The sequence below is a fragment of the Rhizobium sophoriradicis genome, assembly GCF_025200795.1.
GTDB classification, from domain to species: Bacteria; Pseudomonadota; Alphaproteobacteria; order Rhizobiales; family Rhizobiaceae; genus Rhizobium; species Rhizobium sophoriradicis.
In genome coordinates, this window is record NZ_CP104154.1 from 313,082 (window position 1) to 328,964 (window position 15,883).

Here is a 15,883-nt window from a genome sequence, read left to right on the forward strand (position 1 = left end):
ACCTCTATTGGCGCTATCACAGGGAGAGCTGAATGCGTAGCTTCCTACTTAACCGCTTCGCTCAGAGCCTAGTACTGCTTCTGATCGTTTCCGTCATTGGCTTCGCGGTGCTCAACCTCATTCCCGGCGGGCCTCTGGCACAATTTGGGCTCGATGCGAGTATGACGCAGGATGACTTGAACCGACTTACGGAGCAGTTAGGCCTGAACCGTCCTCTGTGGATCCAGTATCTGGATTGGGCCTGGCGCCTTTTGAGAGGAGACTGGGGCCACTCCTTCCGCGACGGGGCGCCAGTTCTCGAGGTGATTGGACGGCACCTCATGGCAACGCTGTTGCTGATGGGATCGTCCACGGTTATCGCGATCGCTATCGGCACGTGGATCGGTGTTCGCGGCGCCACAAAGCGTTATTCCATTTTCGACTACATGGCGACAGTCGGTGCGATGGTGGCCCTTTCGATCCCGACTTTCTGGTTCGGCCTGATCGGCATTTACGTATTCTCGCTCAGACTGGGCTGGCTGCCAGCCGGTAACATGTACACGATCGGCGACGAGTCCGTTCTGAACTATCTCCACCATCTTATTCTGCCCAGCGTCGTGCTCGCACTCGTGCATGTCGCCATCTGGAGCCGCTACATGCGAACGGCTACTCTCGACGTTATCAATCAGGAATTCATCAAGACAGCCCGCGCCAAAGGACTAAGTGAGCGCCGCATCCTGATGAAACATGTTATCGGCAATGCACTGCTACCGATGATCACGCTCCTTGGGATGCAGCTTCCCAGTATCCTGACAGGTGCTTTGGTCACCGAGACGGTATTTACCTGGCCGGGCATGGGACGCCTGTTCCTCGACAGCCTCGGCTATAGTGACTACCCGGTGGTGATGGGATTGCTGATGTTCTCGGCAATCCTTGTCGTGGTGAGCAACCTCGCCGCCGACATCGTTGTCGCCATCATAGATCCCCGCATCCGTCTGAGTTAAGCGCCATGAACGCTCATCAGGAGTCAGCCATCATGACTGCCATTGCTGCAAATTCGCGCCGGGAGCGCTGGTGGAACAGCCGAACTGCGCACCGTTTCATGAACCACCATCTGGCCCTCATCGGCATAGTGATGATCTCTCTCCTGACGCTGGCATGCGTCGTGGGCCCCCATCTGTTGCCGTACGATTCACTCTATATCGATCTGCGCGCCCGCTTCGCGCCGCCGCTGACCGGCCGACATTATCTGGGCACCGACCCGCTGGGACGAGACCTGGCGGCGCGGTTGTTCATGGCGGGCCGTATTTCGCTCCTGGTCGGTTTCTCGGCGATGCTGTTGTCGACACTGATCGGAACCCTTGTCGGCGTTGTGGCGGGATATCGGGGTGGCCTCGTCGGCACGGTGCTGATGCGCGCCGTGGATGGCTTCCTTTCCTTCCCGTCCATCTTCCTCGTGCTTGCTCTTGCCGCTGCGCTGAAGCCAAGCCCGATCATGATTACCGTGGTCATTGCTGCGACGAGCTGGATGGAAGTTGCCCGCATTGTCGAGGCGGAGGTCCGCTCGCTGCGCGAGCGTGAATTCGTGCTTGCCGGCCGCATGCTGGGACTGAGCGCAACGCATATCATGTTCCGCGAGATCCTTCCCAACGCGATGGGTCCGATCATCGTGGCGGCCACCCTGACTGTCGCCCGGGCGATCCTGATGGAAGCCTATATCAGCTTCCTCGGCTATGGAATTCAGCCGCCGCTGCCCAGTTGGGGCAATATGCTGAACGGCGCACAGCAATATCTTGGGACGGCGCCGTGGCTGGCGATCATTCCGGGCGCGGCCATTACGATCGCTGTAACAAGCTTCAACTTCATCGGCGACGGGTTACGCGATGCGCTTGATGTTCGCGGTGATCACAGTTGAGAAACCGCATCTCGGGTGCCACCAAAAGAGACATCTGCCACTGACGCGTACGTAATGTCGGCGGAACAGAGGAGGGGCTATCGCCGCCCCAGGTATCTGGAATGTTCCGTATTTCGCGATGACTGATTGTTGAGCTTTATCGTTCCTGTCGGCGATGACTGGAGCACGATGCCAGAGGAATAGTGACTATGCCGGTCCAGGTTCAAAAAGTAAGTGATAGCGTCTCTTTTCCAACCGAGGTCGACGTCGTCGTTATCGGGGCAGGGATCGTGGGTACCTGCACGGCCTATGAGCTCGCCCGAAAAGGGGTATCAGTCGCCCTGCTCGAAAAAGGCATCGTTGGTGGCGAGCAGTCGAGCCGCAATTGGGGATGGGTTCGCCAGCAGAACCGCGACCTGTATGAACTCGCGCTAGCCATGTACAGTCTGCGGCGCTGGGAGGAATTGGGCGCGGAAATAGGCCGTGATCTTGGCTTTCGTCGAACCGGGATACTTTACTGCACCAAAAACGAAGCCGATGTCGCTCGTTGGGAAAAGTGGGGCCAGGCTGCACGCGTTCAAGGATTTCATAGCCAAATCCTCAGTGCTTCCGAAGCAAATGAGCGGGCTTCGGGCGGCACGTCGTCCTGGGTTGGAGGCGTGTGGTCTCCGACAGATGGGCGAGCCGAGCCCAGTCTTGCTGTCCCTGCCATCGCCGAGGCCGCGAAGGAAAAGGGCGTATCGCTCCATCAAAACTGCGCCGTTCGGGGCCTCGACATTGTCAACGGCCGGGTGGCAGGCGTGTGGACAGAGCGAGGGCTCGTGAAAGCCGGTACTGTTGTTTGCGCTGGCGGAGCATGGGCTTCCCGCTTTTCTCATCGATATGGCATAGAGCTACCCGTCGCAAACATCGCCGGGACCGCAATTAAGACGACCCGGGCGCCCGAAATCATTCAAGCAGGATGTCTTTCGGCTTCGAACTTCGTGTTGCGACGTCGGACAGACGGCGCCTACACGATTGCCGTGCCGGGACGTGGTACGCTCGACATCACGCCGCGAGGGATGCGATACGCGTTCAAATTCTATCAGATGTACCGCAGCAAGATCGGCAAAAAGCTGAAGTACCGTCTGAACAGCAGCTTCTGGAATGGACCTGATGCTCTCAGCAGCTGGGAGAACGATGAAATCTCGCCATTCGAAAAAAACCGCATTCTGGATCCTGCGCCCGACGGAGAGCTCGTGAAGCTCGCATTGAGGAACCTGGAAAGCGAATACCCAGCGCTCAAGGGAATCGGGGTCGAGCGCGCCTGGGGCGGGCTCATCGATACGTCGCCGGATCTCGTTCCCGTGATTTCAAGAGTGGAACGATTGCCCGGCTACGTGATTGCCGCGGGGTTCAGCGGACACGGCTTTGCTATCGGGCCCGGGGCAGGTCGTCTGGTCAGCGAAATCGTGATGAACGAGACCCCGATCACGGACATCTCGCCCTACAGGCTGAGCCGGTTCCTTGATGGTTCCGCAATCAGGCGGCCGGAAATGATGTAGCGGTCAAAGTTGGTTGCAGTCCAAGGTCCTACTGTCAGTGTGCCCGTAGACGGGCCCAAGCGGACAATGGAATTCAGACAGAACGGGCTTCAGGATTCGCGTTGACCGCACGGAATCAACTTGCCCGAGCCAATATCAAGGAGCTTAAACCGTGGCTATCGAAGCTTATGCCGTTCCTCGCGCCATTCGGGCGGGCGCCTTCATCGACCGCGAAAGATACGAAAAATGGTACGAGGAGAGCGTCGAGGATCCGGACAAGTTCTGGGGCAAGCACGGCAAGCGGATCGACTGGTTCAAGCCCTATACCAAAGTCAAGAACACCTCCTTTACCGGCAAGGTCTCGATCAAGTGGTTCGAGGATGGCCAGACGAACGTCTCCTATAACTGTATCGACCGCCATCTGAAGACGAATGGCGACCAGGTGGCGATTATCTGGGAAGGCGACAATCCCTATATCGACAAGAAGATCACCTATAACGAGCTCTACGAGCATGTCTGCCGGATGGCGAATGTCTTGAAGAAGCACGGCGTCAAGAAGGGCGATCGCGTCACCATCTATATGCCGATGATCCCGGAAGCGGCTTACGCGATGCTCGCCTGCGCCCGCATCGGCGCGGTGCATTCGGTCGTCTTCGGCGGTTTCTCCCCCGAGGCCCTGGCGGGACGCATCGTCGACTGTGAATCCACCTTCGTCATCACCTGCGACGAAGGTTTGCGCGGCGGCAAGCCGGTGCCGCTGAAGGACAATACCGATACGGCGATCCACATCGCCGCCCGCCAGCACGTCAATGTCAGCAAGGTGCTGGTCGTGCGCCGCACCGGCGGCAAGACCGGCTGGGCGCCGGGCCGCGATCTCTGGTACCACCAGGAGATCGCCACGGTGAAGGCGGAATGCCCGCCGGTGAAGATGAAGGCGGAAGATCCGCTGTTCATTCTCTACACCTCAGGTTCGACCGGCAAGCCGAAGGGCGTGCTGCACACGACCGGCGGTTATCTCGTCTACGCCTCGATGACGCATGAATATGTCTTCGACTACCATCATGGCGACATCTACTGGTGCACGGCCGATGTCGGCTGGGTCACCGGCCATTCCTATATCGTCTATGGGCCGCTTTCGAACTGCGCCACGACGCTGATGTTCGAGGGCGTGCCGAATTTCCCCGATCAGGGCCGTTTCTGGGAAGTGATCGACAAGCACAAGGTCAATATCTTCTATACCGCACCGACGGCGATCCGTTCGCTGATGGGCGCCGGCGACGAATTCGTCACGCGCTCGTCGCGCTCGTCGCTGCGCCTGCTCGGCACGGTCGGCGAACCTATCAATCCGGAAGCCTGGGAGTGGTATTACAACGTCGTCGGCGACAAGCGCTGCCCTGTCATCGATACATGGTGGCAGACGGAGACCGGCGGCCACATGATCACGCCGCTGCCGGGTGCCACCGATTTGAAACCCGGTTCGGCGACGGTGCCGTTCTTCGGCGTCAAGCCTGAGCTGGTCGACAATGAGGGCAAGGTGCTGGAAGGGGCCGCCGACGGCAATCTCTGCATCGCCGACAGCTGGCCGGGCCAGATGCGCACCGTTTATGGCGACCACGAGCGCTTCATCCAGACCTATTTCTCCACCTACAAGGGCAAGTACTTCACCGGCGATGGCTGCCGGCGCGACGAGGACGGCTATTACTGGATCACCGGCCGGGTCGACGACGTGCTCAACGTCTCCGGCCACCGGCTCGGAACGGCGGAGGTGGAATCGGCGCTGGTCTCGCACAATCTGGTTTCGGAAGCTGCGGTCGTCGGTTATCCGCATGCGATCAAGGGTCAGGGCATCTATTGCTACGTGACGCTGATGGCCGGCCATGATGGTTCCGATACGCTTCGCCAGGAACTGGTCAAACATGTGCGCGCCGAAATCGGGCCGATCGCCTCGCCCGACAAGATCCAGTTTGCCCCCGGCCTGCCGAAGACCCGCTCGGGCAAGATCATGCGCCGCATTCTGCGCAAGATCGCCGAGGACGATTTCGGTGCGCTCGGCGACACCTCGACACTTGCCGATCCTGCTGTCGTCGATGATCTGATCGCCAACCGGCAGAACAAGGAAACGGCTCGGCCATCACGCACCGATGGCTCCTAATCATGCCACTCGCCTTCGACATGATGAGGAGAGGTGCACGAGGTTCAACTTCGGCGTAACAGTCTGTTCGGACCGTTTCGGAGCCGGTGAAACACACCGTGTGGGTGACAATGCTCTCGAGGTCGAAACTCGCCAAGTCGGGCAAAAGCCATTTTGCGCCGCCGACAAAACCCTCACCCAGGTGCTTGCGGACCACGATTAAACGTCAGCAGATCCTTGCCAGGAAGGAAACTGCGGGAATTGCAAGACCAAATTGCTATCGGGCCGGATCAATCATCGTCTTGTTGACCGCCCGCCGGAGAGAGGCAACTGACTGCACGATGGTCTGCGTGTCTCGCGCGGCAGATCAGCGGGATACCATCGTGCTGGATGGTCGCAGCTTTGGATTTTCGCTCGTCTGGCCTAACTCAAGGCATGGCCAGCGAGGCCATATACCGCCGGTTCGTTCGCTTGTCGATTCAGGAAGCGACGGCCTTTAGACATGGTCGTAACGGTCTCGGATATAGCCAGCCGGCTTTGTTGAAGAAAGTCCGCAAATGGGCCTTTCTCCCGTGTATCGACGCGGGCAAATTGACCAGCCAGATCTTTAAGATGCACGGCCGCGAGATGCATCGCATCGTGATCATTGCTTGCCACGATAGGGCCGACCACGTGACCGCGCCCGAACTCGCGACACATGGAATAGCCGACAGGTTCGCCGCCGCGCCGAAGCACGCAAATTGCAGCACCTTCTGCAAGAAGGGCAAGCAATCGCGCTCGGTTCGTCCCGAAGGCAGATGTGTCCAGAGCGGTAATCTCCTCTATCCTATCGATCGACAGCGCGCTCAACTCGCCATTCAAAGCTGGCAGCGCGGGAAGCGCGGGAGCGACGTCTCCCTGATACTGGTAAACCGTCGCTTCCTTTGTGAAACCGAGCGATAGATAGAGTTTATAAGCCGCGTCGGTCGAGTTCAGAGCCAGATTGCGGTCGCCGCATTGCTCGAACACTTGTTGCATCAACCAGCGGCCGTTTCCTTCTGCCTGCGTGCGAGGCGATGTGATCACGAGCCCGATGGTGGCAAAATCGTCACCATGAGGAAACCACATTGCACTTCCGAAGACGCGTCCAATTCCATCCACGGCGACGATGCCTCGGCCGGCGCGGCGCAGGAACTCCCAATCCTTGAGACGGTGCGGCCAGCCGACGCCGGTCGACAAGGCGTGAAGCAGGCTTACGTCAACGCTTTGGATGTCCTGGGCGATTAGTTCGAACGATTTCAGGCGCACCGATTTTTGCATTTCAGCTATCCGCTCCATCCTCCGGATCGCCCACCGCGCTGGCAGTGTCTCTGATCCCGGCTTAGGTTGCAATCTTGTTAGAATATTTACATACAGAGAGCGGCAGGTTCGGCTTGCTTTTAGGCATTATCCGCAATTTCTTACCTAACAAAGCCGCGATTCGGCAGGAATAACACTCAGCTCCGCTTAGAGTGGTGTCATCCGAGCCGCCTCCATGTTCGCGCAAGAACGCCAAAGATATTCTCGCCAGACGGGTCGCATTTCCTCCGTCGTGAATTCTCCAGCGGAGCTATCGCGGATTGGATCGGTAAATCGTCGCCAGATGGCAGGCCTGGTGACGCCCTATGGCCGGAAGGGGCTGCTTCAATCTGCGCGACAATAGGGCCTGCCTACTCACCTGTCACGTCGTACCTGCCGCCGACGCAGAGTGGAACTCGGATGCTCCATCGAGACGATGCGCAAGATCCATGTTCGCGTTTATGACTGAGCGCTCATCGCGGTGGGCGCGGCGGAAGGCAGCGAGCACGTTCAAATCTGCGGCACCTGGGGCGCATGGCACCAAACAGAATATCCTGTGGTTTGCCCCTCATAAGAAAGCCAATAATTGCGGAACGCAGCCGATCGCCCCGCACTATTGAGCGCAAGCAGGCCTATACTTGACGCATTCGATCATACGAGCATAAGGGCTTGGGGTGATGAGATTTGCTTCCTACTGGCATGAGACTTCCATCCCATTTGCAAGCGGCACCGCTGGCCCGGTCTCGGGAGATTTCGAGGTGGCGGTGATCGGTGCGGGCTTCACGGGCCTGAGCGCTGCGCGCAAACTGGCGCAATCCGGGGTGAAGGTCGCCCTGCTGGAAGCGGAGCACGTCGGGTATGGTGCGTCCGGTCGCAATGGAGGGCACCTCAACAGCGGCCATTTCGCAAGTTTCAGCGCCGCAAAACAGCATCTCGGGGAAGACCGGGCACGCCGCTTGTGGCGAGCCTATGATGACTCGATCGATATGATTGAGCGGATCATCGAGGATGAAAAGATCGCGTGCGACTTCCGCCGGGGCGGCAAAATCAAGCTGGCATCGAAGCCGTCCCACGTGGCCAAGCTCCAAACGATGTGTGCTGAAATCCGCCGGGAGGTCGACCCGTCAGCCGAATGGCTGACGCGTGAGGACCTCCGCAAGGAGGTGATATCGGATGCCTTCCATGGCGGAATTCTCTCTCCGAAATCCGCGATGATGCACATGGGACGCTACGCCAACGGCCTGGCGCAGGCGGCCCACCGCTATGGCGCCGCAATCTGGGAACGTAACCCCGTCACCGCGCGCGAACGCGTGGGGAATGGCTGGCGGCTCAACACGCCGACAGGCACGCTAACCGCGCGCCAGGTCATCCTGGCGACAGACGCCTATACGCCGAGCACCTTCAACTATTTCCGACGAAGGCTCATGCCGATCGCTTCCTTCATCATTGTGACACGACCGCTCACCCCGCAGGAGATGGCCGCGGCGGTTCCGGGCAACCGCAACTTTACGAACTCCCTCAACATCGCCAATTATTTCCGCCTCACACCCGACAACCGCATGCTGTTCGGAGGGCGGGCCAGATTTTCGGCGGTATCGAACCAGAAAACCAACGTCAGCTCCGGTCAGCTTCTACGCCAGCAGATGGTTGGCATATTCCCGCAGCTCGCAAATGTCGAGATCGACTATTGCTGGGGCGGGCTCGTCGGTTGCACGCAGGATCGTTATCCTCGGGCGGGCAGCGCCGAAGGGGTGATTTACAGCATGGGTTATTCCGGCCACGGAGCCCAGTTGTCGACTTTCATGGGTAACGCGCTTGCCGATATGGCCATGGGGCGCAAGGACGCCAACCCGCTTGACGGTTTCGCCTGGCCCGCGGTTCCGCTGAATGCCGGGAATCCCTGGTTCCTGCCTATTGTGGGCACCTATTACCGAATGAAGGATTTGATGCCCTGACCGATTTTCGCACCGCGTATTAGCGCCTTTCTGCCGGGCTGGTGCTGGCGCGCCAGGGACGTTTTGTGGCTGCTTTCGATGCCTTGATCCTGGCGAGGGGGCATCGTCGCGCAATGGCGGCATTACCAGCGCCAGCCGCTGATCCCGTCCAAAGGAGAGATCTACTGGCGCCCCAGCCTCTTGGTCGCGCGGCCTATGTCTACACCGAAAGCTGAGCCTGGCGTGTTGACGCGCAGCACTCGAATTCGGCTTGGCCGGACTTAACACCGGCGCCATCTCACCGAGGTAGCCTCTTTTGGCGGTTTCAAACAGTCCGGCCTCGGGCGCGAGTGTGCGCAGGTAGGCTCCGAGGACAAGCTGATGGCGGGCGCGTGGGTCATTCGGTGCCAGCATAAGATGCCGCGGACCATGAGGGGAAAACGATAAGATGTCACTGAGAGTGCAGCCTTTAGTCGATTTGCCTACTCACACTCATTCACAATTTACACAAGAAATCCGAGGAAGTGTCGTGCAGACAAGTCAGATCGATATTGCCGCTTTTAGCCCCGAACATCTGAGTGCCGCCGTGAACCTCTCCCGGCAGGCAGGCTGGCCCCATCGCCCCGAGGATTGGCAGATGGCGCTTGCATTAAGTGAGGGCGTCGTCGCCATCGAGGATGGCCGGGTGGTCGGCACCGTCCTAGTTACGCGGTATCGGGAAGACTGCGCTACGATCAATATGGTCATCGTCGACGAGGCCATGCGGGGGCGCGGCCTTGGCCGCAGGCTAATGGAGGCCGCGATAGGCATTGCCGGTGAGCGGTCGTTGCGGCTCGTGGCGACGGCTGAAGGTCTTCCGCTTTACGAAAAGTTTGGTTTTCGTGAAACCGGCCGTATTTTGCAGCACCAGGGCATTGCAGAGAGAGTAGCCGCGCCACCGGCCGCGATGGCCGCAACGCCAACCGATGTCGCTGTCATCGAAGAACTCGATCGAAAGGCTTTCGGAGCTGATCGCAGCGATCTGATTTCATATCTTGCGAAAACCGGTGAATTAGCTGTGGTACGCCATGACGGCAAGGTCACCGGTTTCGCCTTCCTTCGCACTTTTGGCCGTGGCGAGGTTATCGGTCCTGTCATCGCCGCGAACCTCGACGACGCCAAGGCACTCATCTCCTATTTTATTGCCGCGCGGCCCGGCAAGTTCCTCAGGGTCGATACCACCGCCGCCGCGGCCGGCCTTTCCCAATGGCTCTCCGAGCAGGGCCTCCCTCATGTGAGCGGTGCCATTGCCATGATGAAGCCGCCAATCGCGATTGGAGAATCCGGTCCCACCATCTTTGCTCTCACCAACCAGGCGCTCGGGTGATCCGGAGGCCTCAGTGGCTTGGGCATCCGGGCCTTCGCCAATGGTGTCCTCGGTTGCGCGCCGCCACTCTGCTGCTGCACGACGAATGACATCGCGATCATCGAGCGCAGCCGCAGAGGCTCGAAGACACTCTGACCGGTTCCGATGTGCGCGCGGTCTTGTAAGGCTGAGCACCTCCGCTCGCGTTTACATAGCCGACGACCATGAGGTCAGAGGATTGCTCTACGCCATTCTGAACGGTCGGAGAGCTTATTTCGGCAAGGATCTGCCTCCGTGGCATTGAAAGCGCGGGATCAAGCTACAGAGGAAACAGACTCGTTAACGGCATATGGGCTTTGACAATGGGCGACTTCAGCACCACGAAACTGAAATATTTGTCGATGCCGATCTCCATATCGGAGAGTCGCTCCATGATCGTCTGATACTCGCTGATCCCGGCTGTAACGAATTTCAAGAGATAGTCATAGCCACCGGAGACGAGATGGCATTCAATGACCTGGTCAACCTTTTCGACCGTCGCCAGGAAACGGGCGAAGTCCACCTGCCGGTGGTTCTTCAGGGTAATCTCGGTGAAAACCGTTAGCGTCTGGCCGAGCTTGGCGACGTTGATCTGCGCGGAATAGCCTTCGATAAAACCTTCCGACTGTAATTTTTTCACTCGCATCAGGCAGGGGCTCGGGGAAAGGTTGACGAGCTCGGCGAGTTCTACGTTGGTCACGCGCCCGTTCTTCTGCAACTCATGTAGAATCTTTATATCGATCCGGTCGAGTTTCATCGCGTCACTCCGCCTGTCGAGCTGCAAAGAGGCGCGGCATGGTGTACTGCCGTGTCTCGGGCCGTCAGACTAACACGTTGGATCAACATGTCGATTGCGTTTCGAGGTTTTGAGAGGAACGAACAACTGCGGCAAATTGCAGGGACGGCATTTCATGCTGCCGTCGCCGATCCTGTGACTTATAGCTGAAACAGACTCGTCAAGGGCATACGCGCTTTCACGAGCGGGGATTTGAGCACGATGAAACCGAAATATTTGTCAATGCCGATTTCCATGTCGATGAGCCGCTCCATGATCGTCTGGTACTCCTCTATCCCCGCCGTGACGAACTTCAGAAGGTAGTCGTAGCCTCCGGAAACCAGATGGCATTCCATCACCTGGTCGATCTTCTCGATCGTCGCGAGGAAGCGGGCAAAGTCGATCTGCTGATGGTTCTTCAGGGTAATCTCCGTGAATACCGTCAGGGTCTGAGCAAGCTTGTTGAAATCGATCTGAGCCGAATACCGTTCTATGTAGCCCTCCGCCTGCAGCTTCTTTACGCGTATGAGACACGGACTGGGCGACAGGTTGACTAGTTCGGAGAGCTCGACATTGGTGATCCGTCCATTCTTCTGCAGTTCATGAAGGATCTTGATGTCGGTACGGTCGAGTTTCATGGGCTTTGGTCTCCGCTAATGAGAATGGCGCGAATGTCATCGGCGTCCGTTCCGGCGCCGACGACGATGCGACGCCCCTGCGGTAGAAGTGGCAGATGCCGCGGGACGATCTTGGCTGGACCGGGCTGGCGATGGCAACGTCAAATATACGACGCAATGCCCCCCGCGCCTTCTGATCGTCCCAAGTCATGGTTCGTTCCTCCTTTAGGCGTTGGAGGAGTGGATCGCGTCGCAGACGGCGTCCGTGACTTCCTTGGTGGTGGCCGTCCCGCCGACATCCGGGGTGAGGATGCCCGCGCCGGTGACCGTTTCGACAGCGCGCATGAGGCGGGCCGCAGCCTCCTGCTCGCCGAGATGCTCCAGCATCTGGGCCGCAGTCCAGAAGGTGGCGACAGGGTTGGCAATGCCTTTGCCGGTAATGTCGAAGGCCGATCCGTGGATCGGTTCGAACATCGAGGGGAAGCGGCGCTGCGGATCGATATTGGCGGTGGGTGCAACTCCGATGCTGCCGGCGAGCGCGCCGGCCAGATCGGAGAGGATGTCCGCGTGCAGATTGGTCGCGACAATTGTATCGAGGCTTTGCGGCTTCAGCGTCATCCTGACGGTCATGGCATCGACCAGCATCTTGTCCCAGGTGACGTCGGGAAATTCTTCAGCCACTTCGGCGGCGATCTCGTCCCACATGACCATGCCGTGTCGCTGGGCATTTGATTTGGTCACGACCGTCAGCAACTTGCGTGGCCGCGCCTGCGCCAGCTTGAAAGCATAGCGCATGATGCGGGTGACGCCGACGCGCGTGAAGATAGCGACTTCGGTTCCAACTTCCTCCGGCAGGCCGCGATGGGCACGGCCGCCATTGCCGGAATATTCGCCTTCGGAATTCTCGCGGACGATCACCCAGTCGAGATCGCCGACGCCACAATTGCGTAGCGGAGGGGTGATACCTGGAAGGATCTTGGTCGGCCGGACATTGGCATATTGGTCGAAGCCCTGGCAGATCGGCAGTCTGAGCCCCCATAGGGTGATGTGGTCAGGAACATCCGGCGCTCCGACGGCGCCGAAATAGATTGCATCGAATTTCTTCAACCGCTCAAGCCCGTCGCGGGGCATCATCACGCCGTGCTTTTTGTAATAGTCGGAACCCCAGTCGAAGTTTTTGATGGTGAATTTCACGTCGCCCAGACGTTCTTCCAGAGTTGCGAGTACGCTCCGTCCGGCAGCAATGACCTCGGGGCCTATCCCGTCGGCGGGGATGGCTGCGATAAAGTATTCACGCATCAATCTTCTCCAGTAGCGCCTTTGCATTCACCGCAGGAAGGAAGGGCTTTCTCCGCTCGACTAAAGCCTAGGACCTGGAGCTCGGTTTACTCAATCACCAAAAAATTATATAAAAAATCGATATAATGGGAGATGGCACATGGAGCTTGAACAGTTGCGCTGCTTCATTGCCGTTGCGGAAGAGCTTCATTTCGGCCGGGCGGCTCAAAGGATAGGATTGCTACCCGCATCGCTTGGACGCCACGTCCGCTTGCTCGAAGAGTCGGTTGGGAGCCAGTTGCTGTACCGCACGACCCGAAGCGTCTCGCTGACCGAGGACGGGGTCGCTCTCTTGGAGGAGGTCAGACCGCTTCTCGCCCGGCTGAATGAGCTTGAACAACGGTTTCGCGCGAACCAGCGGCAACGCAGTCATGTCTTGCGCATAGGCGCAATCGACAGCGCGGCCGCCGGCCTCCTCCCGACGCTGATCCAGGACTTCCGAGCAATCGCGCCTAATGTCAAAACCCAACTGACAGAGGACAAATCCATTCGGCTTGTGCCGAAGCTCTTGGCCGGCGGGTTGGACCTGGCGTTCATCAGGCCGCGCTCTGGAATGAGCCAAAACCTCGCAGTCGAGGATTTATTTTCTGAGACAGCCGTCGTGGCAGTGCCGTCCGCGCATGTACTCGCCGACAATAATAGCATCTCTCTTCCTGATTTAGCGAGTGAGCCGCTGATTGTACCGGACAGGAGATCCAGACCCCACAGCTATGATCTTACTCTGAATATGTTTGCGGCGGCAGGCCTTCACCCATACATTGCCCAGGTAGCCGATGAAAAACAAACGATCGTCAGCATGGTCGCGGCGGGACTTGGTCTCGCCATCGTCCCAAGATGGACATCATCGCTCGCTTCAGCCGGCGTCCGTTTTCTCCCTCTTGACGACGGGACCGGCCAGCCGACGCAGACACTGCCGTTGGCGGCTGCGTGGATGAAAGCAGTTCGAGATCCACAAAGAGATGCTCTGCTTGATCTTCTAAGACAGAATCTCGCGAGATATTCCGCACAGGCATGATCGATTTTGTCGACATTTGCTTTGTATTGCTACGTGTCGCTGATGGCTGTCCACATGGTTCGGACAGCCTTTGCCTCTTGCCTGTGACCTCCCGCCTCGACTCATGGAGCGGTTTGCCCTGCTCGCGCGTCATCGCATAGGCGACGGCCTCTGCGCGGGAGCGCAAGATGTCGGCGGCCCTGCGCATCAGCTTGGAGCGGTCGAAGGCCGACGTTTGCCGCCAGAGCGTGAAGCCCTTGTCGGCCGCTTCCAGCGCGAGATCGAGGTCGGCGTGACGCGCATGGGCGACGCAGCCGATCACCTCCTCGGTCGCCGGATCGACGACCGCGATAGTCTCCGCAGCCAGGGCGTCGCGCCATTCGCCGCCGATGAAAAGCCTTACTTCCGGATAGGTATGCATGAGATCAACCGTTGTTCGACATTGTGGCGGGCCGGCGGGCTGCGGCCCGCGGCATTTTCTAGAGTGCGGCGGACTGGTGAAGCCGAGCCGCTTCGGCGCATGTCATCAGCATAACATCGGCGCGGCTCTGGACATTGGCGAGGAAATGCTCGAGGGCTGCAATCCGGCTGGCGCGACCGCTTCCATAGTCCGAACGCGGGCTAACGGTGATTGTCGCAAAGCAACGCTCGGCATGCATAGCCTCGAATTCCTGCCTCCACCAAGCCAAGAGCCTCGCATGGGTCGCCCGCCGCGAATAATGTGTGAGGTTTTCCGAGCCGCATCATCCAATCACCGAAAGCATGCCGCTGTCTCACATGAGCTGGCACTGGGGCGGCTCCTACAATGTTCCGGAAAGCGCGCGCTCGATCCTCGAGATCGACGATGGCCGTGGCAGTCTGTTTCTCGATTTTCCCGCATTGCCGGGCGGCGGGCGTTTACTGCTCTCGACGCTCGACCCGCATTCGCACAACGGCCAGCGCTTCATGCCGGCGACCACGCGGTTCCTGCGTTCCTTCTATCCCTGGCTGAACCGCGAGCTCAGCATCGAGCGGCCTTTGAGGAACCGGTTCACCTATCTGCAATGCTCGCATGTCCCATCGGAGTGGCAGCCTGACGGGTTGCAGGAAAGCCTCGCACAGGCCGGCCTGGAAACCTCGTTCGTTCCGCAATACGAGCTCGGCCCCGGGATTCTTGACAGGACGGACACGCTCTATATTCCAAGCAGCCATGACGAGTTCTTTCTCAAGAGCCGAGCTGAAGATCTGCTCGCATTTCTCGCGCGGGGCGGAAACCTGATCATCTGCGCGGAACCATGCCAGCCCTGGCTGCCGTTCATAGCGCCGTTCCACGCCGTTCCGCCCCGTCCATTTTCCAACATTAGGGTTCGCGTCCGCGACGACCGCTTGGGGATCTTCTCCGATCTCAGCGAGGACTTCGATGGATGGAAGGGAATTTTCGGTCAGTATGTGCGCGGATGGACCGACCCGCCGCCGGGGGCGATCTGGCTGACCGATGTCGGCCCGGAGCACGATCCGAAACCGTCGGACTGGATCTGGCAATATCCGACGCCGGCCGGGCGCGGCGGATATGTCTTCATGCACAACGGCGACAACATGACCCGCTATCCCGATTGCGGTCCGAAAAAGGAAGGGCTCGTCGCCAATGTCGCCATCGCGCTGCGAAAGCTCTCGATGGGCGAGTTATCGTTCTGAGCAAAAGTAAGGATGCGGGCGTCGATTCTACACCACCGGGCTGGCGGTTCGAGTCCCATCACGGCGTCCAGCACATAGCGGCACCTTGATTCCCGACCGGGAGAGGAAAGGCTCTCGACCACTTCCGATGCGCGATTTTGGGTGGTTCGCGCCACGACGATCCTTCGAGCAACGTAAACTCAGGCTCGCTGACAATCCGGAAATGTCCGCACGGACTGCCCTGTAGGCTCAAAGCTTTTTTGATCATTTTCCGTCGGCTACGAACCTCCGCATTCCTTTGCACTTGACGGCAAATCAAAGTTACTTAATCTAAAGACTCGGCA

The 15,883-nt window shown here is 58.9% G+C and carries 12 protein-coding genes and 3 pseudogenes; 10 read left to right on the plus strand and 5 right to left on the minus strand.

All coding sequences use genetic code 11. The features are described 5' to 3' along the window. Nucleotides 1-32 precede the first annotated feature (32 nt). The 4 genes from N2597_RS27035 to acs all read left to right on the plus strand — a co-directional run bounded on the left by N2597_RS27035 (nt 33) and on the right by acs (nt 5,548). Complete coding sequence (locus tag N2597_RS27035) at nt 33-983, plus strand: ABC transporter permease (protein WP_040112436.1); 951 nt, start codon at nt 33-35, stop codon at nt 981-983. 32 nt (nt 984-1,015) lie between these two features. Continuing rightward, nucleotides 1,016-1,894 (plus strand): ABC transporter permease, encoded by an 879-nt coding sequence (locus N2597_RS27040; protein ID WP_077988936.1) that lies wholly within the window; start codon nt 1,016-1,018, stop codon nt 1,892-1,894. Nucleotides 1,895-2,082: 188 nt separating this feature from the next. Further along, nucleotides 2,083-3,417, plus strand: coding sequence for an NAD(P)/FAD-dependent oxidoreductase (locus N2597_RS27045; protein ID WP_077988851.1), 1,335 nt, complete (start codon nt 2,083-2,085; stop codon nt 3,415-3,417). Between the two features lie 151 nt (nt 3,418-3,568). After that, complete coding sequence (acs, locus tag N2597_RS27050) at nt 3,569-5,548, plus strand: acetate--CoA ligase (RefSeq protein WP_341356274.1); 1,980 nt, start codon at nt 3,569-3,571, stop codon at nt 5,546-5,548. 402 nt (nt 5,549-5,950) lie between these two features. On the opposite strand, the gene N2597_RS27055 is transcribed toward acs, so the two are convergent. Further along, a complete protein-coding gene (locus N2597_RS27055) occupies nt 5,951-6,826 on the minus strand; it encodes a GNAT family N-acetyltransferase (protein WP_077989153.1) in 876 nt (291 codons plus the stop codon). A gap of 695 nt (nt 6,827-7,521) precedes the next feature. Here N2597_RS27055 and N2597_RS27060 point away from each other — a divergent pair. From N2597_RS27060 to N2597_RS27075, 4 genes and pseudogenes are all read left to right on the plus strand, one after another. Further along, entirely contained in the window at nt 7,522-8,799 is a 1,278-nt protein-coding gene (locus N2597_RS27060) for an NAD(P)/FAD-dependent oxidoreductase (protein WP_096764102.1), read from the plus strand. Nucleotides 8,800-8,975: 176 nt separating this feature from the next. After that, a pseudogene (locus N2597_RS27065) lies at nt 8,976-9,225 on the plus strand (aldehyde dehydrogenase family protein); the annotation flags it as partial. An 82-nt stretch (nt 9,226-9,307) separates the two neighbouring features. After that, on the plus strand, nt 9,308-10,144 hold the full coding sequence (locus N2597_RS27070) for a GNAT family N-acetyltransferase (protein ID WP_183602380.1): 837 nt from the start codon (nt 9,308-9,310) through the stop codon (nt 10,142-10,144). A gap of 12 nt (nt 10,145-10,156) precedes the next feature. Continuing rightward, nucleotides 10,157-10,308, plus strand: a pseudogene (locus N2597_RS27075) (aspartate aminotransferase family protein); the annotation flags it as partial. A gap of 134 nt (nt 10,309-10,442) precedes the next feature. On the opposite strand, the gene N2597_RS27080 reads toward N2597_RS27075, so the two are convergent. The 3 genes from N2597_RS27080 to N2597_RS27090 all read right to left on the minus strand — a co-directional run bounded on the left by N2597_RS27080 (nt 10,443) and on the right by N2597_RS27090 (nt 12,853). Beyond that, on the minus strand, nt 10,443-10,919 hold the full coding sequence (locus tag N2597_RS27080) for an Lrp/AsnC family transcriptional regulator (protein WP_040112430.1): 477 nt from the start codon (nt 10,917-10,919) through the stop codon (nt 10,443-10,445). A gap of 179 nt (nt 10,920-11,098) precedes the next feature. After that, nucleotides 11,099-11,575: an Lrp/AsnC family transcriptional regulator gene (locus tag N2597_RS27085; protein ID WP_183602240.1), complete on the minus strand. Its 477-nt coding sequence runs from the start codon at nt 11,573-11,575 to the stop codon at nt 11,099-11,101. 204 nt (nt 11,576-11,779) lie between these two features. Further along, nucleotides 11,780-12,853 carry a tartrate dehydrogenase gene (locus tag N2597_RS27090; protein WP_183602242.1) on the minus strand — a complete coding sequence of 358 codons (1,074 nt, stop codon included), beginning with the start codon at nt 12,851-12,853 and terminating at the stop codon, nt 11,780-11,782. 139 nt (nt 12,854-12,992) lie between these two features. Between N2597_RS27090 and N2597_RS27095 the strand changes: the two genes are divergently transcribed. Next, the gene (locus tag N2597_RS27095) at nt 12,993-13,907 is read left to right on the plus strand and encodes a LysR family transcriptional regulator (protein WP_183602244.1); all 915 of its coding nucleotides are present in this window, start codon (nt 12,993-12,995) and stop codon (nt 13,905-13,907) included. 70 nt (nt 13,908-13,977) lie between these two features. Here N2597_RS27095 and N2597_RS27100 read toward each other — a convergent pair. After that, nucleotides 13,978-14,307, minus strand: a pseudogene (locus N2597_RS27100) (aldehyde dehydrogenase family protein); the annotation flags it as partial. Between the two features lie 341 nt (nt 14,308-14,648). On the opposite strand from N2597_RS27100, the gene N2597_RS27105 reads away from it, so the two are divergent. Next, nucleotides 14,649-15,560, plus strand: coding sequence for a hypothetical protein (locus N2597_RS27105; protein ID WP_225881442.1), 912 nt, complete (start codon nt 14,649-14,651; stop codon nt 15,558-15,560). Nucleotides 15,561-15,883 lie beyond the last annotated feature (323 nt).